This is a genomic window from Mycobacterium venezuelense (assembly GCF_054919535.1).
Window position 1 is genome coordinate 12,412 of sequence record NZ_JBONDW010000033.1, and the last position, 23,219, is coordinate 35,630.

General features: G+C 67.0%; 23 protein-coding genes and 2 pseudogenes. 7 read left to right on the forward strand and 18 right to left on the reverse strand.

The window, feature by feature from the left end; all coding sequences use genetic code 11:
- Window positions 1-9 precede the first annotated feature (9 nt).
- The 3 genes from ACRCUN_RS32555 to sigI are packed head-to-tail and all read right to left on the reverse strand — an operon-like array spanning window position 10 to window position 3,291.
- On the reverse strand, window positions 10-1,230 hold the full coding sequence (locus ACRCUN_RS32555; RefSeq protein ID WP_462145731.1) for a M50 family metallopeptidase: 1,221 nt from the start codon (window positions 1,228-1,230) through the stop codon (window positions 10-12).
- Complete coding sequence (gene dxr, locus ACRCUN_RS32560) at window positions 1,227-2,399, reverse strand: 1-deoxy-D-xylulose-5-phosphate reductoisomerase (protein ID WP_462145732.1); 1,173 nt, start codon at window positions 2,397-2,399, stop codon at window positions 1,227-1,229. The genes ACRCUN_RS32555 and dxr overlap by 4 nt, the downstream gene beginning before the upstream one ends.
- Window positions 2,400-2,436: 37 nt before the next feature.
- The gene (sigI, locus tag ACRCUN_RS32565; RefSeq protein WP_462145733.1) at window positions 2,437-3,291 is read right to left on the reverse strand and encodes an RNA polymerase sigma factor SigI; all 855 of its coding nucleotides are present in this window, start codon (window positions 3,289-3,291) and stop codon (window positions 2,437-2,439) included.
- 80 nt (window positions 3,292-3,371) lie between these two features.
- On the opposite strand from sigI, the gene ACRCUN_RS32570 reads away from it, so the two are divergent.
- Window positions 3,372-4,217: an NmrA family NAD(P)-binding protein gene (locus ACRCUN_RS32570; RefSeq protein WP_462145734.1), complete on the forward strand. Its 846-nt coding sequence runs from the start codon at window positions 3,372-3,374 to the stop codon at window positions 4,215-4,217.
- 60 nt (window positions 4,218-4,277) lie between these two features.
- Window positions 4,278-4,682 (forward strand): nitroreductase family deazaflavin-dependent oxidoreductase, encoded by a 405-nt coding sequence (locus ACRCUN_RS32575; protein ID WP_462145773.1) that lies wholly within the window; start codon window positions 4,278-4,280, stop codon window positions 4,680-4,682.
- Between the two features lie 47 nt (window positions 4,683-4,729).
- On the opposite strand, the gene ACRCUN_RS32580 is transcribed toward ACRCUN_RS32575, so the two are convergent.
- From ACRCUN_RS32580 to ACRCUN_RS32600, 5 genes and pseudogenes are all read right to left on the reverse strand, one after another.
- Entirely contained in the window at window positions 4,730-6,505 is a 1,776-nt protein-coding gene (locus ACRCUN_RS32580; protein WP_462145735.1) for a DUF222 domain-containing protein, read from the reverse strand.
- 168 nt (window positions 6,506-6,673) lie between these two features.
- Window positions 6,674-6,973, reverse strand: a pseudogene (locus tag ACRCUN_RS32585) (helix-turn-helix domain-containing protein); the annotation flags it as partial.
- A 116-nt stretch (window positions 6,974-7,089) separates the two neighbouring features.
- Window positions 7,090-7,908: a DUF4097 family beta strand repeat-containing protein gene (locus ACRCUN_RS32590; protein ID WP_462145736.1), complete on the reverse strand. Its 819-nt coding sequence runs from the start codon at window positions 7,906-7,908 to the stop codon at window positions 7,090-7,092.
- 22 nt (window positions 7,909-7,930) lie between these two features.
- Window positions 7,931-8,404, reverse strand: a complete 474-nt coding sequence (locus tag ACRCUN_RS32595; protein WP_462145737.1) for a histidine kinase — start codon at window positions 8,402-8,404, stop codon at window positions 7,931-7,933.
- 52 nt (window positions 8,405-8,456) lie between these two features.
- Window positions 8,457-9,320, reverse strand: a complete 864-nt coding sequence (locus ACRCUN_RS32600) for a TIGR03619 family F420-dependent LLM class oxidoreductase (protein ID WP_462145738.1) — start codon at window positions 9,318-9,320, stop codon at window positions 8,457-8,459.
- A gap of 49 nt (window positions 9,321-9,369) precedes the next feature.
- Here ACRCUN_RS32600 and ACRCUN_RS32605 point away from each other — a divergent pair, with 49 nt between their 5' ends.
- Both ACRCUN_RS32605 and ACRCUN_RS32610 read left to right on the forward strand, forming a co-directional pair.
- Entirely contained in the window at window positions 9,370-10,701 is a 1,332-nt protein-coding gene (locus tag ACRCUN_RS32605) for a cryptochrome/photolyase family protein (protein WP_462145739.1), read from the forward strand.
- Between the two features lie 109 nt (window positions 10,702-10,810).
- Complete coding sequence (locus ACRCUN_RS32610; RefSeq protein ID WP_462145740.1) at window positions 10,811-11,065, forward strand: DUF2631 domain-containing protein; 255 nt, start codon at window positions 10,811-10,813, stop codon at window positions 11,063-11,065.
- Between the two features lie 11 nt (window positions 11,066-11,076).
- Here the strand turns inward: ACRCUN_RS32610 and ACRCUN_RS32615 are convergent.
- Window positions 11,077-11,944, reverse strand: a pseudogene (locus tag ACRCUN_RS32615) (acyl-CoA thioesterase).
- Complete coding sequence (locus tag ACRCUN_RS32620) at window positions 11,944-12,528, reverse strand: hypothetical protein (protein WP_462145741.1); 585 nt, start codon at window positions 12,526-12,528, stop codon at window positions 11,944-11,946. The pseudogene ACRCUN_RS32615 and the gene ACRCUN_RS32620 overlap by 1 nt, the downstream one beginning before the upstream one ends.
- A 232-nt stretch (window positions 12,529-12,760) precedes the next feature.
- Here ACRCUN_RS32620 and ACRCUN_RS32625 point away from each other — a divergent pair, with 232 nt between their 5' ends.
- Entirely contained in the window at window positions 12,761-13,462 is a 702-nt protein-coding gene (locus tag ACRCUN_RS32625) for a DUF427 domain-containing protein (protein WP_462145742.1), read from the forward strand.
- Window positions 13,450-13,923, forward strand: coding sequence for an SRPBCC family protein (locus ACRCUN_RS32630; protein ID WP_462145743.1), 474 nt, complete (start codon window positions 13,450-13,452; stop codon window positions 13,921-13,923). The genes ACRCUN_RS32625 and ACRCUN_RS32630 overlap by 13 nt, the downstream gene beginning before the upstream one ends.
- Window positions 13,924-13,935: 12 nt before the next feature.
- Here ACRCUN_RS32630 and ACRCUN_RS32635 read toward each other — a convergent pair whose 3' ends face one another.
- The 8 genes from ACRCUN_RS32635 to ACRCUN_RS32670 form a co-directional block, all read right to left on the reverse strand.
- Window positions 13,936-15,219, reverse strand: coding sequence for a MinD/ParA family ATP-binding protein (locus ACRCUN_RS32635; protein WP_462145744.1), 1,284 nt, complete (start codon window positions 15,217-15,219; stop codon window positions 13,936-13,938).
- Window positions 15,220-15,414: 195 nt separating this feature from the next.
- Window positions 15,415-16,350 carry an alpha/beta hydrolase gene (locus tag ACRCUN_RS32640; RefSeq protein ID WP_462145745.1) on the reverse strand — a complete coding sequence of 312 codons (936 nt, stop codon included), beginning with the start codon at window positions 16,348-16,350 and terminating at the stop codon, window positions 15,415-15,417.
- Window positions 16,340-17,872, reverse strand: coding sequence for a flavin-containing monooxygenase (locus ACRCUN_RS32645; protein WP_462145746.1), 1,533 nt, complete (start codon window positions 17,870-17,872; stop codon window positions 16,340-16,342). Before ACRCUN_RS32645 ends, ACRCUN_RS32640 begins: the two co-directional genes overlap by 11 nt.
- Window positions 17,854-18,591 carry an SDR family NAD(P)-dependent oxidoreductase gene (locus ACRCUN_RS32650; protein WP_462145774.1) on the reverse strand — a complete coding sequence of 246 codons (738 nt, stop codon included), beginning with the start codon at window positions 18,589-18,591 and terminating at the stop codon, window positions 17,854-17,856. The genes ACRCUN_RS32645 and ACRCUN_RS32650 overlap by 19 nt, the downstream gene beginning before the upstream one ends.
- Window positions 18,582-19,367 carry an HpcH/HpaI aldolase family protein gene (locus tag ACRCUN_RS32655; RefSeq protein ID WP_462145747.1) on the reverse strand — a complete coding sequence of 262 codons (786 nt, stop codon included), beginning with the start codon at window positions 19,365-19,367 and terminating at the stop codon, window positions 18,582-18,584. The genes ACRCUN_RS32650 and ACRCUN_RS32655 overlap by 10 nt, the downstream gene beginning before the upstream one ends.
- A complete protein-coding gene (locus tag ACRCUN_RS32660; RefSeq protein WP_462145748.1) occupies window positions 19,364-20,332 on the reverse strand; it encodes a zinc-binding dehydrogenase in 969 nt (322 codons plus the stop codon). Before ACRCUN_RS32660 ends, ACRCUN_RS32655 begins: the two co-directional genes overlap by 4 nt.
- A gap of 1 nt (window position 20,333) precedes the next feature.
- Entirely contained in the window at window positions 20,334-21,563 is a 1,230-nt protein-coding gene (locus tag ACRCUN_RS32665) for a cytochrome P450 (protein WP_462145749.1), read from the reverse strand.
- A 5-nt stretch (window positions 21,564-21,568) separates the two neighbouring features.
- The gene (locus tag ACRCUN_RS32670) at window positions 21,569-22,273 is read right to left on the reverse strand and encodes an NIPSNAP family protein (protein WP_462145750.1); all 705 of its coding nucleotides are present in this window, start codon (window positions 22,271-22,273) and stop codon (window positions 21,569-21,571) included.
- A gap of 75 nt (window positions 22,274-22,348) precedes the next feature.
- On the opposite strand from ACRCUN_RS32670, the gene ACRCUN_RS32675 reads away from it, so the two are divergent.
- On the forward strand, window positions 22,349-23,218 hold the full coding sequence (locus ACRCUN_RS32675) for an SMP-30/gluconolactonase/LRE family protein (RefSeq protein WP_462145751.1): 870 nt from the start codon (window positions 22,349-22,351) through the stop codon (window positions 23,216-23,218).
- The last annotated feature ends 1 nt before the right edge of the window (window position 23,219 follow it).

Consider the following 23,219-nt stretch of genomic DNA (forward strand, 5'->3'; position numbering starts at 1 on the left):
TTGGATCTCCTACTGGAAGATGCTGAGCGGGTTGACCAGGTCTGCGGTCACGGTCAGCAGCATGTAACCGACCACGACCACCAGCACCACATATGTGGCAGGCATGAGTTTGAGGTAGTTGACCGGCCCAGCGGCCACTTTGCCGCGCGCCGCTCGGATCATATTGCGGATTTTCTCGTAAGTGGCGACCGCGATGTGGCCACCGTCGAACGGCAGCAGCGGAACCAAGTTCACCGCGCCGAGCACGAAGTTCAGCTGCGCCAGGAAAAACCAGAACGCGACCCACAGTCCGGCTTCGACGGTCTCACCGCCGATGATGCTGGCACCCACCACGCTGATGGGGGTTTCCTTGTCGCGCTCGCCGCCGCCGATCGCCTCGACCAGTGCACCGATCTTGGTGGGGATCTTGGCCAGTGACTTGCCGAGTTCGACGGCCAGGTCACCGGTGAAAGCGAAGGTCGCGGGCACCGCGGTGATCGGGTTGTACTGTGCGGGCGGCTGGATCGGCACCGCGCTCACGCCGATCGCGCCGACGGTGGCGGGCTCTTTCGAATCGGCGCTCGTGAACCGCTGCGTCTGGGTCACGTCGACGACGGTGGTGATGGTCTGACCGTCGCGCTTGAGTTCGACCGGCACGGGACCGTCGAGCTTACGGATCGCCGCGGCCATCTCACTGAAGTCCGAGACCTCGGTGTCGCCGACCTTCACGATCTCGTCGCCGGCCTGGATGCCCGCCTGCGCCGCGGGACCGGCGCCGGTGCACTCGCCCATCTTGTCGATGCTGATTTGCGGTGCGACACAACCGGTTTCACCGACGATCGCGGTGGTGGGCTGGTTGATGTTCGGCAGACCCCAGATGACGGCGATGCCATAGATGAGGACGAGGCCGATGATGAAGTTCATCGCGGGCCCGGCGAACAGCACCGCGACCCGCTTCCACACCTTCTGCCGGTACATCGCGTACGGCCGGTCTTCCGGCTTGAGCTCCTCGACCGAGGTCATGCCCGCGATGTCGCAGAATCCGCCGAGCGGGATGGCTTTGATGCCGTATTCGGTCTCCCCAAGGCGGTTGGGCCTGCGCGTCGACCACAGGGTCGGACCGAACCCGACGAAGTAGCGGCGGACCTTCATGCCGGTGGCCCGCGCCACCCACATGTGCCCGCATTCGTGCAGCGCCACCGAAACCAGAATGGCCAGCGCGAACAACGCGATGCCGATTACGAACATCATTTAGTGACGAGCCCTTTTCTGACGGATTTCTGCTCGACGGCACGGTGGGCCCGATCTCTGGCCCACCGCTGCGCATCGAGTACGTCATCCACGGTAGCTGGTTCGGCGGACCACTGGTCGGCAGCGTGCAACACGTCACCGACGGTTTCCACAATCGTGGGAAAACCGATCCTGCCGTCGAGGAACGCCTCGGCAGCTTCCTCGTTGGCAGCGTTGTAGACCGCGGTCAGGCAGCCGCCGCCCTTGCCTGCGTGGCGCGCGAGGTCGACAGCCGGGAAGACTTCGCTGTCCAATGGCAGAAATTCCCAGGTCGAGGCCTTGGTGAAGTCGCAGGCCAGCGCCGCGCCCGGGACTCGATCGGGCCAGCCCAGCGCCAATGCGATGGGCAGTTTCATATCGGGCGGGCTGGCCTGGGCCAGGGTCGAGCCGTCGGTGAACGTCGCCATCGAGTGCACGATCGACTGCGGATGCACCACGACCTCGATGTGGTCGTAGTCGATGCCGAACAGCAGGTGCGTTTCGATGAGTTCGAGGCCCTTGTTCACGAGGGTGGCTGAATTCAGCGTGTTCATCGGTCCCATCGACCAGGTCGGATGCTTGCCCGCCTGCTCCGGGGTGACAGAGTGCAGATCGGCGGCCGACCAGCCCAGGAACGGGCCGCCGGACGCGGTGAGGACAATCTTGGCGACCTCGTCGGCGCTTCCGCCGCGCAGGCATTGCGCCATGGCGGAGTGTTCGGAGTCCACCGGCACGATCTGGCCGGGACCGGCCGCCTTGAGCACCAGCGGACCGCCTGCGACGAGAGACTCCTTGTTGGCCAGCGCCAGCCGGGCACCGGAGGCCAGCGCCGCGAGCGTCGGCTGCAGACCCAGCGCCCCGACCAGTGCGTTGAGCACGACATCGGCCTCGGTCTCCTCGACGAGGCGGGTGACGGCGTCGGGTCCGGTGAACGAGACGTCGCCGACCTTCTCGGCGGCCATGGGATCGGCCACGGCGATGTTTCCGACACCGGTCCGGGCGCGCTGCGCCGCCAGCAGATCGGGATTGCCGCCCCCGGCGGCGAGCCCCACGACCTCGAAGCGGTCCGGGTTGGCGGCGATGACCTCGAGTGCCTGGGTTCCGATGGATCCGGTACTGCCGAGGATCAGCACGCGCTGTTTGTCAGCCACTGATCTATTGTGCCGCGCCGGTGACTGCTCGACCCAATCAGCGCGTGCGCGCCGACGGATCGGCGGTGGCTTCGATCTTGGTCACCAGGCCGTCGCGGACGGTCAACACGATGACGGCGAACAACCTGCGCCGGGCGTACGCGAGCAGAACCGGCTGCGCCGCCGGACCGCACACCACGGTGGCGCCCGGACCGAGGTAGCGCAGCAGGTTTCTGGCGACCGCATCCGGACCGTGGTTGACCTGTGGAGGTGGGGCAGGTGCCACCAGCACCTCGCCGACGCCCCACACCGTGGGGTCCAGCACCGCGGTCAACGCCTGCACGTCGCCTGTGGCGCAGGCCGCGATGAACTTCTCTGCGACGAGCCGGTGCTCGGTCGCGTCCACGTCCGCGGGTAGCCCCGGGGCGGCGGCAAACTTGGTACGCGCGCGACGCGCGAGCTGACGGCACGTCCCGACCGGCCGCCCCACCGTTCGCGCGATCTCCTCGAACGGCACCGCGAACACGTCGTGCAGCACGAATGCCACTCGCTCACCCGGGCTGAGGCGGTTGAGCACCTCGAGCAGCGCGGTGCCGACCTGATCGTCCAGCGTGACCCGGTCGGCCGGATCGGGGTCGGTGGCCGCCGTCGTCTCAACGGCGCCGCCGGAATCGGGCCGCTCCAGCCGGGCGCGGGCTGAGCGCACATGGTCGAGGCACAACCGTCCCGTCACGACCGTCAACCAGGCGCGGACATCGTCGAGTCGCTGCGCATCCGCGCGGGCGAGCCGCAGGAACGCCTCCTGCGCGATGTCTTCGGAGTCGCCGATATCCCCGAGCATCTGGTAGGCCAGGTTGACCAGGTACGGGCGGTGCTCGCGCCATGCCTGTTCGACCAGTGCGGAATCGGTCATGCAATTAGGACGAACCAGCAGTGCGGAAAGTTACCGCTCGCGCGCGTAACTTTTCCCGTCACCGAACCGTCCTTGGACGCATGAACACGACAATCCTCGTCACCGGCTCGACCGGCAACGTCGGCCGTCCGCTCGTCACCGAACTCGTCAACGCCGGTGTGCGGGTGCGCGCCGTCACCCGCAACCCAGCGGCCGCAGCCTTTCCGCCCGAGGTCGAACTCGTGGAGTCGGCCGCACAAGGTATCGACGGTGCGACGGCGGTCTTCCTCAACTCGCGCGGGTTGGGCGACGAACTCGCCGCGACGATCGATCTCGCGCGTGAGTCGGGGGTGCAACGGCTGGTGGCGTTGTCGGCCATCAACGCCGACGAAGACGATTCGCGCCAACCCTCCCGCGTGCGTGGCGATCGCAATCGGGAAACCGAACAGCTGGCCGTCGCGTCGGGCCTGGAGTGGGTGAGCCTGCGCCCGGCCTACTTCGCCTCCAACTTCGCCGGGATGTGGTCGGCCCAGATCCGGTTCGGCGACGTCGTGAGCGGCCCGTACGCCGACGCGTCGGTCGCGCCGATTGCCGAGGCCGACATCTCGGCGGTGGCTGCCGTGGCGTTGCTCACCGACGAGCTTGTGGGGCAACGCGTTCCGCTCACCGGCCCGGAGGCGCTGACGAATGCCCAGCTCGTGGCGGCGCTCGGTTCGGCGCTGGGCCGCCCGTTGCGCTACCAGGAGGTGCCTGCCGATCTGGTGCGCGAGCACTTCGTCGCGATCGGCTTCCCCGCCGAGTTCGCCGATGGGTATCTGGCCCTGATGTCCGACGCTGTGAGAACGCCCGCACGGGTGACCGACGAGGTCGGCAGGATCCTGGGCCGGCGTGCCACGACGTTTTCCGAGTGGGCGTCGCGCCATTCGCACTTGTTCACCGAGAAGTGAAGGGAGACAACAGTGTCCGCAGAAACGGTCGAGCCAATCCCGCCACGCTGGCTCAAACCGATGAACAAGGTGATGGTGGCCGTCCAACGGCTCGGCTTCCACACCGGACCGGCCATGGTGCTGACCGTGCCCGGCCGTAAAACCGGCCTGCCGCGCAGCACCCCGATGACGCCGTTCGTCCACAACGGCGGCCTGTACACCGTTGCGGGCTATCCGGGCGCGGACTGGGCGGCCAACGCACGGGCCGCCGGGGCCGGAACCCTGTCGCAAGGCCGGCGCGCGCGCCCCGTGACGATCGTCGAACTCACGCCCGAGCAGTCACGCCCGGTGCTGCGCAGCTTTGCGGTCAAGGTTCCCGTCGGCGTCGGTTTCGCCAAGCGCTCGGGTCTGGTCACGGATGGCACGCCCGACGAGTTCGAGGCGCTCGCCGGGCGATTGACGGTGTTCCGGCTCGATCCGGCCTAGACGATTTCGACATCGGCGCCGGGCAAGCGCCAGGCTTGCGCAGGTGGTCAAGGACCGCGCACTGCTTTGCCGCTGAGGGCGTGGTCGTTGATGGGTTGCCGTGGGTTGGGGTCGAGCAGTGTCCAGCCGGGTGGGAGCCAGGGGTCGATGGGATGTGGGGCGGACAGTTCCGAGTCGAATAGGTCTGTCTCCCAGAGGTGTTCGACGTTGGGCGGGTCGGGCGTGGGTGGGTCGAAGTAGTCTTCCCACCCCAGGTTCGCCTGCAGGCCCCATTGCGGTGCCTGCTCAGCGCCGGGCTCCAACTGACACTCCGGTTCCGGCGGGAGGTCCGGTACAGCGACGCGCTCCAACTCGCACTCTGGTTCCGGCGGGAGGTCCGGTTCAGCGCCGGGCCCCGACTCGCACTCCGGTTCCGGCGGGAGGTCCGGTTCGTGGTTGGGTTCGGGTTCCTCGTCGGGTGGGGCTAGGAGTAGCTCGGGCCGGTGGTGGTAGTTGATGCGGTTCTGGCCGTGGTCCAGCCCCGGTGGCGGGTGCCATTCGACTTCACCGCGTCCGTTGATTGTGGTGGTGTATCCGCCGTCAGATTTGACCAGACGGTTGTCCGGCCCGCAGGCCAAGGCCAACTCGTCGACGTTGGTGTTGCCGTCATCGGCCCAATCGGCCACAGCGTGATGCACCTGGCATCCGTAGGCACCGACCGTGCAGCACGGTTTCGTGCAGCCGCCGTCGCGGGCGATCAACATGATCCGCTGGGCCGGGCTGGCGGTGCGGCGCGCCCGAAAGTAGTTCAGCGCCGCTCCGGTGGCCTTATCGAAGATCGCCAGGTGATGGTTGGCGTGCCCGCCCATGCGGATGACATCTTCGATGGGAATTTTGATGCCACCACCGCTGACCCCGATCCCGGCCCGCGATTCCAGATCTTGCAGGGTGGTGCGGATGATCACCGACACCGGTAGGCCGTTGAGTTGCCCCAGGTCGCCGCTCATCAACGCGATGCGCCCGATGACCAGCAGCGCGTCGTGCTGGCGTTGGGCCAGGCTGCGGTGATCGTTGTCGATCTGGGCCTGCGACGGGGTGCCGGTCGTGCAGGGTTCGTCGTCATCGGGGTTGCACATGCCCGGCGCGGCGAATCTGGCGAACAGCACCTCCCAGACCGCGGCGGCTTCCGGGGTGAGGTTCGCGGTCAGACCGGTCATCGCGTCACGGCCCTGCTTGGCCACACTGACGCCGCGTTTGCGAGCCCGTTCGGTGTCGTCGGGTTCTGGTCCGTCCTGATCGAGCAAGAACAATCGCAGTTCGGCGGTCTCTTTGAGTTCCTTGGGCGCAACCCCTACCGCGACACGCACCAGATCGGCTTCGAACTGTTCACGAGTCGCCTGGTCGACGAACCCCGGCAGGGCACCGACAGCATCACGCAGCACCTTGACGTGATCGCCGGTGAGCAACCCGGCCGCCTGGGCGGCTGCGACCACGGGCAGCAGCGGCGCCAGCGGTTCCCCGGTTAGGGCACGCCGTGGCCCGAATGCGGCGGTCTCGGCCAATCGGCGCCCAGCCTCTGCGGTCGACAGGCGCCACCGGATGCGCAGTACCGTGTTCCACGATTTGGCGCCCAACTCCCGCGGCGTGGTCTCGGCCTGCAATTGAGCCAGCAGGCGATGCCACCCGGTGGGCAGCTGACAGGTCAGGGCCTCGTACTCATCCATCACCGCCAGCAGTTCGGCCCGGCTCAACGAGGCGAAGTCACAGGCAGCGAACACGTCGAACGCGGCCCGCAACCCCGCCACCGCCTCAACCGCACCCGCCTGCATGATTCGAACATACATTCGACCACCGACAAAATGGCGTTCCCGACATGTGATGCCTCAGGACATCGGTGACAGTTGATGTGTCAGGACATCGGTGACGTTTCATCACTCTTTGGGCGTTGGCCGCGGTGTCGTCCGTTGCCGACGTATCTCACTCCGGGTTCGGGTCGTGTGTGCTCGATGAGTGGGGCTTTTCTTCGGTTCGAGACGAGCCACACCGGCTGCACGAAAAATGCGTGCCAGCGCCGCCTGAGCCTTGACCTCGTCGCTCAACTTCGACGGGCTCGACCTCGGTCGTCGAGTCCTGGGTTCGAGCACCGCGGTCTGCCCCTCGGTCTGAACTCGCTTGCGCAACGCGTAGAACGAGTTTCGGGAGATGCCATGTTCGAGGCAGAACGTCGAGACTGCCCCGCGGGGCGCGTCGTCGGGCCATTGAGAGATCGCCAGACGCACGACAGGATCGATGGGTTCATTGACAGCGACCACCGCAGCCTCGGGCCAAAGTGTCACCACCAAGACCACCCGAACTGTCACCGATGTCCTGAGACATAACATGGCGTTTCCGACAACGGAAGACTGCCGTCGAACACACTCGACAATGGCTAAGTGGCCTGGCCCGCGGGGACCGGTCCGGTCGCGCGGCGCACGGCGATGTCACCAGAACCGGTGCGGGCGTGGACCACCATCGTTTCGTCGCTGTCGGCCGGACCGTCCGCCGTCTGAAGCCCGTTGGTGACCGAGCCCGACTTGGACGCCAGTTCCAGTCGCGCGGCGGTACCCTCCGGGATGCCGACCTCCACCTCACCGCTCGCGGTTTGTGCGCTCAGCGCGCCGTTGACGGCAGAGGCCACCGACACCGATCCGGATGCGGTCTGCGCCTTGACATTTCCACGCAGCACCCCGACCGTGATGCCGCCGCTGGCCGCCTGGAATTTAACGTCACCTTCGATGCGAGCGATGGCGGCCTCCCCCGAAGCCGTCGAGATCGAGGCATCGCCAACCACGTCCCCGACGGTGACATCACCGGATGCGGTGTCCGCCTTGATGTTTCCGACAACAGTGCCGATGCGCACTCCTCCGCTCGCCGATGCGAACCGGCACTCGGAGTAGGCGCCATCGGCATGGACGTCGGCCGAGGCCGAGGATGCGTTCAGCCGGGATCTGGCCGGCAGCTCGATGTCGATGTCGACGGCACCGCCCCTCCCGAGCGAGAGCACTTTGCGACCGGCCAATACCTTCAGCGTGCCGTTGTGAAACTCGACGCGGGCCTGCTCGGCCACCCGGACGTCGGACGTGCGGTTGGGATCGCGAGGCCGCACCTCGACGACCGTGTCATCGCGGTCGGATGCGACGAGGTGCACCGCGCCGGCGACCACCTCGACGACGGCCGTGATCGGTTCTGGCGTTTGGAATGTCGTCATCGGATTCTCCTTCGGATGAGGTTCAGCGGACCCAGCCACTGAAGGTCTTGTCGGTCGCGCGGGCGGTCTGAGCCGGCCCGCGGAGTGCTGCGCCGACCGCGCGCACCAGCCACGCGTTCACCGAGATCCCGTCGCGGCGGGCGGCTGCGTCGACGGCGGTACGCAGACCCTCGGGCAATCGCAGGGTCACGCGCCAGGTGCCGCCGCCGTCGTCGTCCACTTCGGGCACCACCGACGTGGTCGTCGCCTCCGGTAGAGCCGTCTCGACTGTGAATTCGGGGTCGCGACCCCGCAGCCGCACCTCGACCGAGCCGGGTGCCAGTTCCCGGGTGATCTGCTCGGCGGCCTCGGACAGGGCCTCCAGCATCGCCAGCCTCAGGGCAGATTCCAGCGGTGCGGTCAGGCGTTGCGCGAGCGCCTCGGCCTCGGGTCCGCCCGCGGCTGCGGCGACGGCAAGTTCATGCCGGACGGCATCGACATAGGGCTGCAAATCCACTGCACCATGATGACATCACTTTGATGTCACATCAAGCGTCATGATGATGTCGTCAACGCACCGCAGCGATGATCGTGTCCGCGAACCGCTCGATAGCGTCCCGGAATGGGTGCGATGAGCCGGTGGATTGCCCGGCCCACGGTGCACACATCACCGCCGTGACGCCGAGGTCCTCGGCCCGCTTGTAGAGGTCCGGCGACGGCGGGTCGAGCAGTGCGAGCAGTACCTCGAACGGCTCCTGGTCGCGCCCGTACTCCCGGCGCAGTGTCGCGAGCCGCTCGGTGTACCGGGCGGCCTGGTCGAGCGTGTATGCGTAACCCACCCAGCCGTCGCACAGCCGGGCCGCGCGCCGCAGCGCGGCTTCGGATTCACCGCCACACAGGATGGGCACCGGCCCCGGCGGATGAGGTTCGATCATCATCTCGGGCACCCGGTAGTACTGCCCGGAGTACGAGACCCAGCCGCCGCGCCACAACTCCCGCAACGCGGGGATCATCTCGTCGAGCCGCTTGCCGCGCGTATCGAAGTCCTGGCCCATCAGCTCGAATTCCTCGCGCATCCAACCGACGCCGACACCGAGCGACACCCGCCCGCTCGACACCGCGGCGGCGGTCGCGACCTGCTTGGCGACTTCCAGCAGCGGGCGGGCCGGCGCGACATAAACGGCATTGGAGAACCGCAGCCGCGTCGTGACGGCGGCCATCGCACCGATCATCACCCACGAGTCCGGCCATGCCGTTTCGGGTGCCCAACCAGGCTTTCCGGTCGGCGAATCCGGGTACGGCGACGACAGCTCACGCGGGTAGATCATGTGATCCGAGCACACGATTCCGTCGAACCCGGCCTCGTCGAGCAGCGGTGCCACCTTCAGCGCGTCGCCGGTGTCCATGAACGCCGTACCGCTCCAGAACTGCATGTATCGCCTTTCCTCAGGTGATTCGCCGCGATGCGGCAGCATGGGAGCCATGCCCACGCTGTTGTGGTTCCGGCGAGATCTTCGGTGCTACGACCACCCCGCCCTGCTCGACGCCGCGGAACCCGACGGCGAGGTGCTCGCCTGCTACGTGCTGGATCCGCGCCTCGCCGCGTCATCCGGTGCCCGCCGCCTGCAGTATCTCCACGCCGCCCTGCACGAGCTGCGCGACAGTTTGGGCGGACGGCTGTTGGTGACCCGAGGCCGCCCCGAGAAGCGGATACCCGCACTGGTACGGGCGATCGGAGCCGCCTCCGTGCATGTCTCGCAAGATTTTTCGCCGTTCGGTCGCCGCCGCGACGAGGCGGTGCGCGAAGCGCTGGGCGATGTGCCGCTGTGCGCGACCGGCTCGCCCTACCTGGTGGCCCCCGGCCGGGTCACCAAGCCCGACGGCACGCCCTACCAGGTCTTCACACCGTTCTTCCGCGCCTGGCGCAGGCACGGGTGGCGTCCGCCCGCGGAGTCGGGACCCGAATCGGCTCGCTGGATCGACCCTGCCACCGTTCCGCACGGAACCGAAATACCCAAGGCGACAGGAGAATTGGAACAGGCGGCCGGCGAGAGCGCCGCCCGCGCACAGTGGGCGGCGTTCGTACGGAACCACTTGGCCGACTACGCCGACGACCGTGATCGGCCCGACCTCGACGCCACAAGCCGCATGTCGGCGCACCTGAAATTCGGTGCGATCCATCCGCGGACGATGGCCGCCGACCTGGACGGCCGCCGCACCGGAGCCGACGCGTATCTGCGGGAACTGGCGTTCCGCGACTTCTACGCCGCGGTGCTGCACCACTGGCACGACAGCGCCTGGTGGAACTGGAACCGCGACTTCGACGCCATCGAAACCGATGACGGTGACGATGCGAAGACAGCGTTCGAGGCGTGGAAGGCGGGCATGACCGGGTTTCCCATTGTCGACGCGGGCATGCGACAGCTCGCGCAGACGGGATTCATGCACAACCGCGTCCGCATGATCGTGGCGTCGTTCCTCGTCAAGGACCTGCACCTGCCGTGGCAGTGGGGTGCACGCTGGTTCCTCGACCAGCTCGTCGACGGCGACATGGCCAACAACCAGCATGGCTGGCAGTGGGCGGCCGGCTGCGGTACCGATGCCGCGCCCTACTTCCGGGTGTTCAACCCCAGCGTGCAGGGCGCGAAGTTCGACCCCGACGGCACCTACGTCCGGCGTTGGGTTCCCGAGCTGGCCCACATCGACGACGTGCACAAACTGGACGGATCGCGACCCGTGCAGTACCCGGAGCCGATTGTCGACCACGGTCAGGAGCGGCTCGAGGCGCTGCGCCGCTACCGCGCCCTGAGTTGACACCGAGCCGGCCCGGTGTGACGCCGCGGCCGGACGGCCGGCATACGACGCAGTGTCGTATGCCAGAATGTGGGCAGCCCGAAGCCAGCCTGATACCGAGGAGCAGTCCGTGGCCAGCACCGAAGTGGATCGAAGCAACGGCGTTGACGTCGAGGACGTGCCATCCGCGGAGTGGGGCTGGTCCAAGGAGAACATCAAGCTCATCCACATCGGCGGGCTGCTTTCTGCAGCTTTCCTGCTCGTGATGATGCACGGCAACCACGTCGGCCACGTGGAGGATTGGTTCCTCATCGGTTTCGCCGCGATCATCGTGTTCGCGGTCGGGCGCGACTGGTGGCTGCGCCGCCGCGGCTGGATCCGCTGACCGCACTCACCCTAGAGCCGCGCCGGACTGTCGATCGCGGCGTCGGCTGACCGCATCGGCCGGATAAGCCCCTCTTGGGCGAATGAGGCCAACAGGTCGCCGTCTTCGGTGTGGACCTGTCCCCGGACATAGGACATGCCCGCGCCGGCCTGCGTGCTTTCGTGACCGTAGAGCAGCCAGGCGTCCCACTGCACGGGCTCGTGGAAACTGATGAACGTCGACATCACGGCAGTCGACACCGTCACATGCGCCTGCGCGGTCCCGATGCCGCGATGCGGACGCATCGTCGTGGAGATTCCGAGCTGGCCGGTGAAATACGCCAGCAACGCCTTGGCGAGGTCGTCGCGGCACGGGATCGGGTCGTAGTGCAGCCAGGCGTACAGCTCAGGTGGCCCGACCTCGTCGGGGCTGTTCACGTCGATGACGTCGACGAGGCGGAGATCGTGGCCGGCCATCGCCTGCACGGCGGGGGCGAGCGTCGTCCGGGGTGTCGACATCAGGGCGTAACGCCTGGTGTGAGATCACGTCCGGCGACGGCACATCGGCCAGCACGGTGACCGTGGCGCAGCGCCGGGCGTCCTGGGCGACTCCGACGACGGCAGTCGCGGTCGTACGCCCTTCGTGGACGACGTCGACGAACAGCTCGACTGTGGACCCGACGGTGATCGGCCGCGCGAAGACCGCATGTGCCGAGCGAATGGATTTGTCGGGAAACCGCTTAGCCGCGGCGACGATCGCCTGCCCCAGTGCCTGTGCCCCCTTGGCCACGTGTCTGCCGTCGGCCCCAATCGCACCGGTCGAACCGATGAAGTGATCAGGTCCTTCTGGGACTACGTCGAACACCTCGAGCAGCGCGGCGACTGACGCCACCGCCGCCATCAGTACGGAACCAGATCGGTGTCCATCAGCCGGGAGGCGTGACCGCAGCGGAAGATCGTCTCCACCGAATCGACCGGCTCAGCCGCACGCCCCGCCGCGGCGAGGGCATGCGCCTTGAACGCGCGGGCGGCCGCACTCAGCCGGTACTGCGCACGGTGCACCTGCCCACCGAGTTGACCTGGACCCGCCACACCCCAGAACGCGAGCGTGCCGGCACCCGAGCGAAGCGCGGTGAGCCCACGCAACCGGACATCGTCGTCGGCATCGAAGCGATCGGTCGCGATCAGCGTCATCGCCACATGTTCGGGACCGCCGGTCATCGACTGCCACCGGCCCTTCGGCTCAACGGTTTTCAATCCGAGGATGCCGAGCGCGGCATTCACGTCCGGTTCGCTCAGCGCGACGTTGACGTTCCAGCCGGCCATGGCCCGGTCGAACAGCCAGCCGCCCACACTGGAAACGAGGTCGCCGACGCCGGATCCGACGACGTTCAGATCGTATTGCAGTACGCGGGTGCTCCCGGGCACATGCCGGCGTCCGAACGCGACAGGGTTGGGCGCGGAGGTGGAGGTCTGTGGCGACATATGCATCCAATCCGGTTCAGTGGGCCGTATTTTCGTATTCCCCACGCAGGCCGTCCATCGAGGCGGCGAACACGGCACGTCCGGCACCGTCATTCCGCCGCCTCCCCGGATATGGCCCGCCTCACCCAACAGCGTGACATTTATGAAAGAATCTGTAAAGCTCCAATCTCGACGCGGTCTTATCGGCAGATCTACCGGTGCCGAGAATGGCCATCAAAGTGGAGGTGCCGCAATGAGTCTCGTCGCAGGACGAGGGCCGTTCAGTACACAACCGGCCGGTTGGTTTTTTCCTCCGGTTCCCGAACCGGTGGTCTACATCGAGCCGCACCCGCGGCGCATCCAGGCCTTTGCCGATGACGTCGTCAAGCTCGACACCGAACACGCGCTCATGGTGCACCGCGCGGGTCATCCGTTGAGCTACGCATTCCTGCGGGAGGAGGTGGGTGACCTGCCCAACGAACCGGTTGAGGAGGCGCCCGGCTATGTCTCGGTGCCGTGGGACGCGGTCGAGGTATGGGTCGAGGAGGGGCGCAAGCTCGTGCACTATCCCCCGAATCCCTACCACCGCATCGACTGCCGACCGACCAGGCGAGGCTTACGGGTGAGCGCGGCCGGTGCCGTCCTCGTCGACACCGACGACACGATCATCCTGTTCGAGACCGCCCTGGAGGCCCGGCTGTACGTCAACCCGGCGCTGGTCCGCACCGACCTCCTGCACCGAACCGACACCATCACCTACTGCAACTACAAGGGGACCGCGACGTACTGGTCGGCGGTCATCGGGGACACCGTGATCAGCGACGTGGCCTGGAGCTACGCGGACCCGCCACCCGAGGCGTCGCCGATACGGGGATATTTGAGCTTCGACGCGGCGCGCGTGGACATGCTCGCCGAATTACCCGCACCAGAAAGGCGAACACCTTGGGCATCGTGACCACCAGCTCGGAGACGGCATTCCCCCAATCCGCGGAAACTGTCTACGATTTCGTCACCAACCCGGCGAACTGGACGAAGACCTACCCCGGCAGCGCGCACGTCGGGGATTTACCCGAGCGGCTGCCACTTCAGGTCGGTGACACGTGGACCGAGGCGGGACCGGACGGCGCCCACATCTACACGTGGCATCTCGCGATCGCGATGCGTCCCCGGTTGTGGGTGTTCAACTCCGTGGGAAAGCTCGGCCACGACCGCGACGGCAACGGCGGCATGGAGGGCCGAATCACGGTGCAGTATCAGTTCACTCGGCCGGGTGCGGACATCACGCTGTTCAGCCGGACCATGACCATCGAGGCCTACAAGGACTCCCCGCTGCCGGATGCGCTGTTCCGGGTGGTCAATCCGGCCAATATCGACAAGTACCACGCGGCTGTGGCGCGGGAACTCGCCGGGGGCTGACGGTTTCGCCGATCAGGTGATCAGCGGGTTCTCGAAGTCCTCCGAGAGCGCAGCGGCGAGTTCGAGAATCCGCCGCTGGAACTTGGGCCGCAGCAGGTCGAGGTGGATGTCGGTGCCCGCGGCGATGTGCTTGTCCCACGGCAACACGAACACCCGCCCTGGGGCCACATGCTTCTGGAATTGATGGACGAGATCGCCGATGTCGACATTGGGCTTGCCCGGTGCGACGTGGTTGACCACGACGCACGACCGGCTCAGCAGATCCTGATGACCGTTCTGCCGCATCCAGTCCATCGTCACGGCGGCCTGGCGTGCTCCGTCGATCGAGGCGCTTGCCACGATCACCCCGCCGCACACCGTCTCGAGCACACCGCGCGCCGCCGGCTGGAACATGTCCGCCGCGCAATCGGCCAGCACGAGGTTGTAGTGCCGCGACACGATCCCGGTGGATGCGATCCAGTCGGCGTCGTCGAATGCGCGGGTGGCGCTGCTGTACTCCGCGCTGGACAGGACCTCGAGCTTGGACTCGTTCATGCTGGTGAAAGCCCGGACGTCGTTGTAACGCGACAGGTCTTTCGCGGCGAGCAGATCCGACACCGTGGCCGGCGATTGCCGTCCGACGCGGTCGCCGAGATTGCCGCTTGCCGGATCGGCGTCGATGGCCAAGATCCGGTCGCCACGTACCTTGCTCAGCGTCGATCCGAGCGCGACCGTCACGGCGGTCTTCCCGACGCCGCCCTTCAGGCCGAAGATCCCGATCTGATAGGACTCGCGCGCGTTGCGGCGGATGCGCGCGTACAACTCCAGCTCGTACAACTCGTCGGGCGACAGGCCGAGGTTGATACGGGTGGTGCGGTACAGCACGCGGCGCCAGCCACGGCGCGAATGCATCTTGATCGTCGACTTCACGCCGACGTGCGCGAGATTGTCGATCGCGCGGTGCTCCCCCACCGCGCCGCCCGTACCCGGTGCCTGGCGGGTCCACAACCCGCCCTCCGAAGACGAACCGTTCCCCTGGTGCCAGTTGGCCGGGGCGACCGGCTGCAGCTTGACGGTGACCTCGGCCTCGGTCGGCGGGCGAGTCGAACCGGGGAATGTCGATGTCAGTACGGCCGGCGGCGTCGCAGCCGGCTGTGGCGTCCTGGTGTCGCTCCTGGCGTCACTGTGCCGTGCCCCGCCGTTCGGCACCGCGGCGAGAGAACCGCCAAGGAAGAGACCGCGCTCGCCATAGTCAGCCGGGTCCTTGGCGTGCTTGGGGTCTCTGGAGTACGTGAGCCGGTCGTTGTCGGCCGACATAGATACCTCTCAATCGCTGACCTGCTCCTGACGGACCAACGGATATCTGTCAGGTGTCCCCGTCACACCTGGACTTCAGTCATCGTCGCACTGGCTTGACCGATTGTCCGTGCGAAGTTCTCGTGAAGTGGACATGGCATTATCGCCCATCTCGGGCCACCTGTGCGCCGCCGCGGTGCCCAGCTAACGTGGTCGTCAATACAGGACGCGGCGTAGAGCCGACGCTTGCAGGGCGAACAGTTGCTGGCTCAGTTCCCAATCCGGCAGCAGCGAATCGAACCCGTGACAGGTGCCGGGAAAGACGTGCAGCTCGGTCGAGACGCCCGCGGCGAGCAGCCGTCGCGCGTAGTCGAGCGCCTCATCGCGCAGCGGATCCAGTTCCGCGCATGTGATGCAGGCCGGTGCGAGCCCGGTCAGATCCGGGGCGAGGGCGGGCACGGCCGCGGGGACGGCCTCCCGGCGTCCCAGGTAGTGATCCCACATCAGGACGGTCGCGGGGCCGTCGATGCCGGGGGTGTCGCCGAACTCATGCTTGGAGTCGGTCGGCCGGTTGTCGAGGACGGGCTGATGCAGCAGTTGGCAGACGATCGGCGGAACGGATCCGGCCGCTGCCTGCTGCGCGAGCGCCGCGGCGAGGGCACCGCCCGCGCTGCTGCCCGCGACGGCGATTCGGCCTGCGTCGATGTCGAGTTCGGCGGCAAGGGCATGGACCCAGTTGAGCACCATGGCAGCGTCGTCCAGCCCAGCGGGATAGGGATGCTCGGGGGCCAGCCGGTAGTCCACCGAGATCACCGTGCAGCGGACGCGTCTTGCCAGCTCCACACACTGGATCTGGTCGATGTCGAGGTTGCCGAGCACGAACGCCCCGGAATGGCAGTAGACGACGGCAGGCGACGGCGACGGGCCGCCCCGGTAGATGCGCACCGGGACACTGCGTCGCCCGAGTGAAACGCGAGCTCCCGCGATGTCGACGCCGGGAGTGTCCAGGGCTTGCGCGGCTTCGCGGCGCCGCCGGTCGATCGACGTCCGCACGACACCCAGCGCGTCGGCCGACAGGTCGGTGCGAGCCTCGGCGAAGCCCTGCAGCACGGGGTCGAGCCGCTCCAGCCACGGCTTGGGGCTAGCCGTCATGGGCGGGCCCGGCGGCGGGAGCCAGACGCACCGGCCGTTCGGTGGCCGGCTCGAATGTGTAGTCGGCGGCACGGAACCGGCGTGTCATCGACCAGAACGCTCGGGCACTGCGCGGCCATTGGGTGACCACGCGACCGCTCGGTGCCCGGAAGTAACTGCTGCACCGGGTCAGCCACACCGTGCCCTGCATCCATCGGTCGATGTCGGCGAGGTAGCGCGCGGTCGTGTCGGCTCGTACCGCTACGTATGGTTTGCGCTTGCGCCGCAAGTACTTCAACGCCCGCACGACATACCGGGCCTGCGCCTCGAGGATGAAGATGACGCTGTTGGAGCCGACATTGGTGTTGGGACCATAAAGCATGAAAAAGTTCGGGAAACCCGGCACCGCCATGCCGAGATACGCGTACGCGCCGTCGCGCCACGTCTCGCGCAGCGTCGTACCGGCCTCCCCCACCACCTCGATCTGGCCGAGGTAGTCGGCCGCGGCGTATCCGGTAGCGCACACCACCACATCGACGTCGAGTTCCCGGCCGTCCTCGGTCACCAAGGACCGGGCCCGCAGCGCGCGGGCCGGGCTGGACACCACTTCCACGTTCGGCCGGGTCAGGGTCGGGATGAAGTCCGAGGAGAACACGAGGCGCTTACAGCCGAGCGGATGATCCGGGGTGAGTTTCTCTCGCAACGCCTCGTCGGCGACCGCCGTCTCGAGCATTTTGAGTGCGATCCCCCGGAACTCGTGGGTCTTGTCGCTTCCGTTCTCGATCACCGAGATGTTGGCCTCACTGCGCAGCCACAGCCGGGTGCGGTAGATCTTCTTGGCGAACGGCACGTGCGCGAACAGCCAGCGTTCCCGGTCGGTGTACGGGCGGTCCGGTTTCGGAAGGATCCAGGTCGGCGATCGCTGCACCGAGTACACCTTCTCGGCGACCTTCGCCAGTTCGGGCACCACTTGGGAGGCGGTCGAGCCGGTTCCCAGCACCGCGACACGGCGGCCTTCGATGCCGACGGAGTGGTCCCAGCGTGCCGAGTGCATCACGGTGCCGGTGAAGGGTTCTTCCTCAACGAGATTCGGCAGTACGGGCTGGGTGAACAACCCCACGGCCGAGACCACGACGTCGAACCGGTACTCGTCGCCGGCCGCGGTGGTGAGCAGCCAGGTGTTGACGTCGGGCTCCCAGCGTGCGCTCAGGACCTCGGTGTGCAGTTTGAGGTTGGGCGCCAACTCGTACCTCTGAGCGCAGCGCTCGAAGTACGCGAGGATCTCCGGCTGCCCCGACCACAGCCGCGACCACTCGGGGTTCAGGTCGAACGAATAGGAGTACAGGTGCGATTTCACATCGCATGCCAGCCCGGGATAGGTGTTGATCCGCCAGGTCCCGCCGACACCGTCCTCCCGGTCGAAGATCGTGAAGTCCCGAAAACCGGCCTTCTTCAGGAGGATTCCCAATGCCAGGCCACCCGGGCCTGCACCGATGATCCCCACTGAGAGTGATTTGGGCATTCTCATCCGATCTGCAGACATTGGCCGCCGTCGACGACGAGCTCGGATCCGGTGATGAACGCGGCATGCTCGGAGACCAGGAACGCGACGGCGTCAGCGATCTCGGCCGGTTTACCCAGCCGCCCGGCCACGGCCCGGGCCGCCAGCCTGGTTTGGGTGGTCTCGTCGAGCATGGGTGTCTCGACCGGGCCGGGAAACACTGCGTTGACCCGGATGCCGTCCGCGCCGAGTTCGGCCGCCGCCACCTGGGTGAGCCCGCGCAGCGCCCACTTCGATGAGCCATAGGCCACATGGTTGGGGAACGGCCGGATGGCTCCGGTGCTGCAGGTGTTGACGATCGCGGCACCCTCGGCGCGGCGCAGATGTCCCAGCACGGCGCGAATGCCCAGGAACGGTCCGAGGCAGTTGACCCGCCAACTGCCCTCGAATCCTTCCGGTGTCTCATCGGGTATCGATGCCCGGTGCAGCACACCGGCGTTGTTGACGAGTGTGCTGAGCGAGCCGAACCGGTGCACCGTGGCATCGACCGCGCGCTGCCACTGCTCGGCCGATGCGACATCAAGCCCGATCGCCAAGACCTTGTCGCCGAAACCGGTAGTGCTGTCTCGTAGTTCGTCGATCAACAGATCGGTGGCGGCCACCTGGAAACCGTCGGCCACCAGCCGGCTCACGATGGCGGCACCTTGTCCCCGGGCGGCACCGGTGACCAGGGCCACGCGGTCGGTTGTGGTCACCGATATCCCCCTTGCGTCGATTCGTCGGGTGTCCGTCCGGTCGCCTCGTCGAGGTGTTGGGCTGCGCCGCGGCGCAATGCCTGGGATTCCGAGGCCAGCGTGATCATGCGGTAACCCAGGTCAGCCATGTCCTTGCCGAGTTTCCCTGCGCCGGCGTGGATTCCGCCCACGATTCCCGCCGCGGCGGCGGCATCCCGGATGGTCGTCATCGCAGCTCGGACGTCGGGGTGGGTCCAGGCGTCGGCAGGCTGGTAGCCCATCGAGATCGCCAGATCGGCCGGTCCGACGTACACACCGGACAGTCCGGGCACCGCACAGATCCGGTCGACCTCCGAAAGCCCCTGTGCGGTCTCGATCATCGCGAACACACTTGCCCGAGCCTCGAGCGCTGCGGTGTCGTGCCCGAGGCTCGCGCGCAGCGGCCCGAAGCTGCGGATCCCGCCAGGCGCATAGCGGGTGGCCGCCACCGCCGCGGCGGCTTGCTCGGCGGATTCCACCATGGCGACGATCACCGCATCCGCGCCCGCATCGAGCACCCGGCCGATGGGGGCCGGGTCGGGCGAGGCCAGGCGCACCGCGGTGGCTATCGGAACGTGTTCGATGCGCCGCAACAACAAGGCGACATCGGCGTCATCGAGATAGCCGTGCTGAACGTCGAATCCGACATAGTGATAACGGGCCTGAGCGAACTCTTCGGGTCCGATGACCGTGGGGCCGACGATCCATCCGCCCCAGATCGTGGTGTTGACCGCGAGCGCTTCCTGCAGTCTGCTGACGCTCATGCGGCGATCGCGATCTTGACGCGGCTCGGGACCGGGCGGCAGGCCAGTTCGAATGCCGACTGCACCTCGTCGATTCCGAACGTGTGGGTGACATAGTTCGGCAGCAGTTCGCGATGTTGTGCGGCGAACTCGTCGGCGCGCCGCAACACCCGATGCCGGTCCAGTGTCACACCGGATTTCAGCGTGAGGTTGTTACGGAGCATCGTGCGCATGCTGATCGGGTAGCTGTCGTCGTCGGGAACGCCGAAGTAGAACACAGTGCCACCGAACGCCGCGGCGATGAGGGCGTGGTTGAGCGTCGCGACCTGGTGGCCGACGGCTTCGATGACGACGTGCGGTCGATCGGCAGCGTCGAGGTGCGTGACCCAGCGGTCGCTGGTCGCGCGGACCGTGGTGTCGACCCCGAACTGCTCGGCGATGCCCGCGCGGCACACCGGGTCCACGCCGGTGACGCGTTCGGCTCCGAAAGCCTTTGCCACATAGGAGAACAGCAACCCGATCGAGCCCTGTCCGATCACCGCGACGTGGCGGCCCGCGATGTCGCCCAGCTGCTCCATGGCGTAGAGCACACACGCAAGGGGTTGTAACGCCACCGCCAACTGCGGTGTCAGTACGGGATCGTAGGCGGCAAGGCCGTCGCCATCGGCGACCACATGTTCCATCAGGCCGTCGAAACCGGACGCCCAGCCCACCACCCGGTCACCCGGCCGGTGATCGGGGTGACGGCTCGCGAGCACCTCGCCGACGATCTCGTGAATCGGGAAGCCGTTCATCTCCGCAGCACTTCGGCCGGTGTCTCCGGGCAATTTGCCTTGCGTACCACGAAAGCCCGGCAGGTCGCTGCCGCACACCCCGGCCGCCAGGAACCGCAGGAGCACGTGCCCATCCCGCAGCGAGTCCGGTGCGGGCCGGTCGACCTCGGTGCGCTCGAACGTGTACGGCGCGACGAGGCGATAGCACCACACGTCACACCTCCACGGGGATGTTGTTCCAGCCCCACTGGAAGCTCGACGGCGGCCGCGATGCCGCGTGCTCATCGATGTGGTAATCCCGCACCCGTTTCAGCCACTCCTGGATCATGATCGTGATCTCGAGCCGGGCCACGTGCACACCGAGGCAGAAATGCTGGCCCCGGCCGAACGACAACAGCCGTTCGATCGGCCGGTTCCAGATGAACGCGTCGGGGTTGTCGTACTCGCGCTCGTCGCGTGCCGCGGATGCCAGCAGCGTGATGATGCGTTGGCCCGGATTGATGGTGGTGCCGCGAATCTCATAGGGCCGCCGCACTGTTCGGGCGAACCACTGCGCCGGGGCACTGTGCCGGATGATCTCCTCACGCGCGATCGGCACATGCCCGTCGAGGTCGGCACGGACCGCCGCCAACTGGTCGGGGTGCCGGTGCAGCTGCCACAGCCCGGTCGCGGTGATTTTCGGCACCGTTTCGGTTCCGCCGATGAACACACCGAGCATCTGGACGGCGGCTTCCATGTCGTCGAGGGCCGAGCCGTCGGGCAGCCGGAAATCGATCAGGCTGTCGGCGATCGGCACGCTGCCGTCGGGGCCTTCGGCGCGTCGGCGCTCGACGATCGGCGTGAGATAGGACAGATAGCCGGGTCGGGCGTTGCCGACCTCGACTCCTTCCCCGGGCTGGGCGAGGCTGCCCGCGTTCACCGTGGCCAGCACCTCCGGTGCGAGGTCGGTTGGGAGCCCGACGAATTCGCACACCATGGCGGCCGCCACGATGCCGCCGTAGTCCTGGGTGAGGTCGAAGCGCCCGCGCGGCAACAGCTCGTCGAGGCGCTCGTTGGCGAGGGTGCGGATGCGGTCGGCGAGCTTCGTCACCGAACGGGGCCGGAACTGCGCCGAGGTGCATCGCCGGACATTCTCGTAGGTAGGCGAGTCGAAGTTCGCGTGGAAAGGCATGGGGTGCAGTGGCGGATCGGGCACCGGTCCGTCGTTGCGGTGGATCAGCACGTTGGCGGCGGGCAACGTTCCCTCGGACGCGACGAAGGTGCCGTCGGTGATACCGAGTACCTCCCAGATGTCGTCGAACCGCGACAGCGCGTAGGTATCCCATTTGTCGATGTAGTACACCGGGTACTCGTCTCGCAGCACGCGGTAGTACGGCAGTGGGTTGGCCATCACGTCGGGGTCGAAGGGGTCGTATGAGAAGTGTTGCAGCACCGGTTGATTCATCGCGCCTACTTCAACGGAGACGGAGGAAGGGCGGCCAGGATGGAGTCCTCCCAGCCGTCCCGCAGTGCCGGGGCGACGCTCATCCAGGTCACGATCTCGGCGGGTGGGCTGTCCTTCCAGGACGGATAGTGGTTTTCGAAGCAGTCCCAGTCACCGTCCAGCGCCCAATAGTGGATGACTTCGTTGAACCGGAACGTGGTGATGAACGAGCCGAGCCAGCGCTTGCCGGTGCGTTCCGACCACGGTACGTACAGGCGTTCGAGTTCGCGGATGTAATCGTCCTGCCGGCCGGGCTTGGTCTGCATGATCTCCTGGATCACCAGGCCCGCGCCGAACTCGGCCTGCCGCAGTTCGGCCAGCGTCTTGTTGTATTTGCCGGCGTACATGATGCGGCCCTCACCTCGAGCACCGATCTCCGACAGATAGGTCGCCCATTGCACAGCCGGCTTCTCGTGGCTGCCACCCGCGGCGTGCGCCTTGCCGATCCGTGCATAGTCGGCGAACGCGTCGATCTCCCAGATGATCGTCACCTGCGGCCAGTGGCCGTTGTAGGGCGTCGTCTCCCAGATCGCGAACAACCGCGCACCGAGGTCTTCCATCATGGGCTGGTAGACGTCGCTGAACGCCTGCGTGAACTGGTCCGTGCGACCCGACCCCAGGTCGATCGTCTCGTGCAGATACAACAGCGTGTGGCCGTAGAACTTCTTCATCACGCCGCACCGGTGGTTGACAGTGACACCTCGTGAGCGTGACACTTGAGGCGTGTTTTGTAAAGGTGCGCTGTCATGACTGTCGGAGCCGAGCTGGTGTCGACAACCGAACTCGCCAATGGCTTCTGTTTCGGCGAGGGCCCACGCTGGTTCGAGGGCCTGCTGTGGTTCTCCGACATGCTGGGCGAAGCCGTGCACACGGTGACGCTGTCCGGCTCGATGACGACTCTGCCGTTACCGGGACACGCGCCGTCCGGCTTGGGTTTTCGCCCCGACGGCACGCTGCTGATCGTCTCCACGCAGCGGCGACAGGTGCTGCGCTACGACGGCGACACGGTCGAACTGCTCGCCGATCTCGGCGACCTTGTCCCAGCCGCGCTGGGCGACATGGTGATCGACGATCACGGCCGGGCGTACGTGGGTTCGCAGGCCCGCACCGACGGCGTGATCGTGCGCATCGACCCGGATGACACCGTGCACGTTGTCGCCGAGCACCTCGATTTCCCGAACGGCATGGCGATCACGCCCGACGGCGCCACCCTGATCGTCGCGGAGTCGACCGCGCGGCGGTTGACGGCGTTCGCGATCGATGCCGGCGGCGATTTGACCGAGCGTCGGGTGTTCGCCGATGGCCTCGACGGTCCGCCCGACGGCATCGCCGTCGACGCCGAGGGCGGCGTCTGGACGGCGCTGACCTTGGCACACCAGTTCCAGCGCATCGTCGACGGTGGAACCGTCACCGACTGCGTCGACGCTCGTGGCCGCACCGCGATCGCATGCGCGCTCGGTGGCCAGGAGGGCCGGATGTTATTTCTGGTCACGACCACCGACGCCTATCCGGAACGGCTGGTCGGTACGAAGTTGTCGCGAGTCGAGGCCGTGATGGTGGGCGTCCCGGCACCCGGTGACCACTCCGGTTCCGGCGACCACCACCATCACCACTGAC

Excerpts from the sequence above, each read along its gene's own strand:
- ACRCUN_RS32555 (WP_462145731.1), bottom strand. The coding sequence starts at position 1,230 with ATGATGTTCGTAATCGGCATCGCGTTGTTCGCGCTGGCCATTCTGGTT.
- sigI (WP_462145733.1), bottom strand. The coding sequence starts at position 3,291 with ATGACCGATTCCGCACTGGTCGAACAGGCATGGCGCGAGCACCGCCCG.
- ACRCUN_RS32570 (WP_462145734.1), top strand. The coding sequence starts at position 3,372 with ATGAACACGACAATCCTCGTCACCGGCTCGACCGGCAACGTCGGCCGT.
- ACRCUN_RS32575 (WP_462145773.1), top strand. The coding sequence starts at position 4,278 with ATGAACAAGGTGATGGTGGCCGTCCAACGGCTCGGCTTCCACACCGGA.
- ACRCUN_RS32580 (WP_462145735.1), bottom strand. The coding sequence starts at position 6,505 with ATGTATGTTCGAATCATGCAGGCGGGTGCGGTTGAGGCGGTGGCGGGG.
- ACRCUN_RS32590 (WP_462145736.1), bottom strand. The coding sequence starts at position 7,908 with ATGACGACATTCCAAACGCCAGAACCGATCACGGCCGTCGTCGAGGTG.
- ACRCUN_RS32600 (WP_462145738.1), bottom strand. The coding sequence starts at position 9,320 with ATGCAGTTCTGGAGCGGTACGGCGTTCATGGACACCGGCGACGCGCTG.
- ACRCUN_RS32605 (WP_462145739.1), top strand. The coding sequence starts at position 9,370 with ATGCCCACGCTGTTGTGGTTCCGGCGAGATCTTCGGTGCTACGACCAC.
- ACRCUN_RS32620 (WP_462145741.1), bottom strand. The coding sequence starts at position 12,528 with ATGTCGCCACAGACCTCCACCTCCGCGCCCAACCCTGTCGCGTTCGGA.
- ACRCUN_RS32625 (WP_462145742.1), top strand. The coding sequence starts at position 12,761 with ATGAGTCTCGTCGCAGGACGAGGGCCGTTCAGTACACAACCGGCCGGT.
- ACRCUN_RS32635 (WP_462145744.1), bottom strand. The coding sequence starts at position 15,219 with ATGTCGGCCGACAACGACCGGCTCACGTACTCCAGAGACCCCAAGCAC.
- ACRCUN_RS32640 (WP_462145745.1), bottom strand. The coding sequence starts at position 16,350 with ATGACGGCTAGCCCCAAGCCGTGGCTGGAGCGGCTCGACCCCGTGCTG.
- ACRCUN_RS32645 (WP_462145746.1), bottom strand. The coding sequence starts at position 17,872 with ATGTCTGCAGATCGGATGAGAATGCCCAAATCACTCTCAGTGGGGATC.
- ACRCUN_RS32655 (WP_462145747.1), bottom strand. The coding sequence starts at position 19,367 with ATGAGCGTCAGCAGACTGCAGGAAGCGCTCGCGGTCAACACCACGATC.
- ACRCUN_RS32665 (WP_462145749.1), bottom strand. The coding sequence starts at position 21,563 with ATGAATCAACCGGTGCTGCAACACTTCTCATACGACCCCTTCGACCCC.
- ACRCUN_RS32670 (WP_462145750.1), bottom strand. The coding sequence starts at position 22,273 with ATGAAGAAGTTCTACGGCCACACGCTGTTGTATCTGCACGAGACGATC.
- ACRCUN_RS32675 (WP_462145751.1), top strand. The coding sequence starts at position 22,349 with ATGACTGTCGGAGCCGAGCTGGTGTCGACAACCGAACTCGCCAATGGC.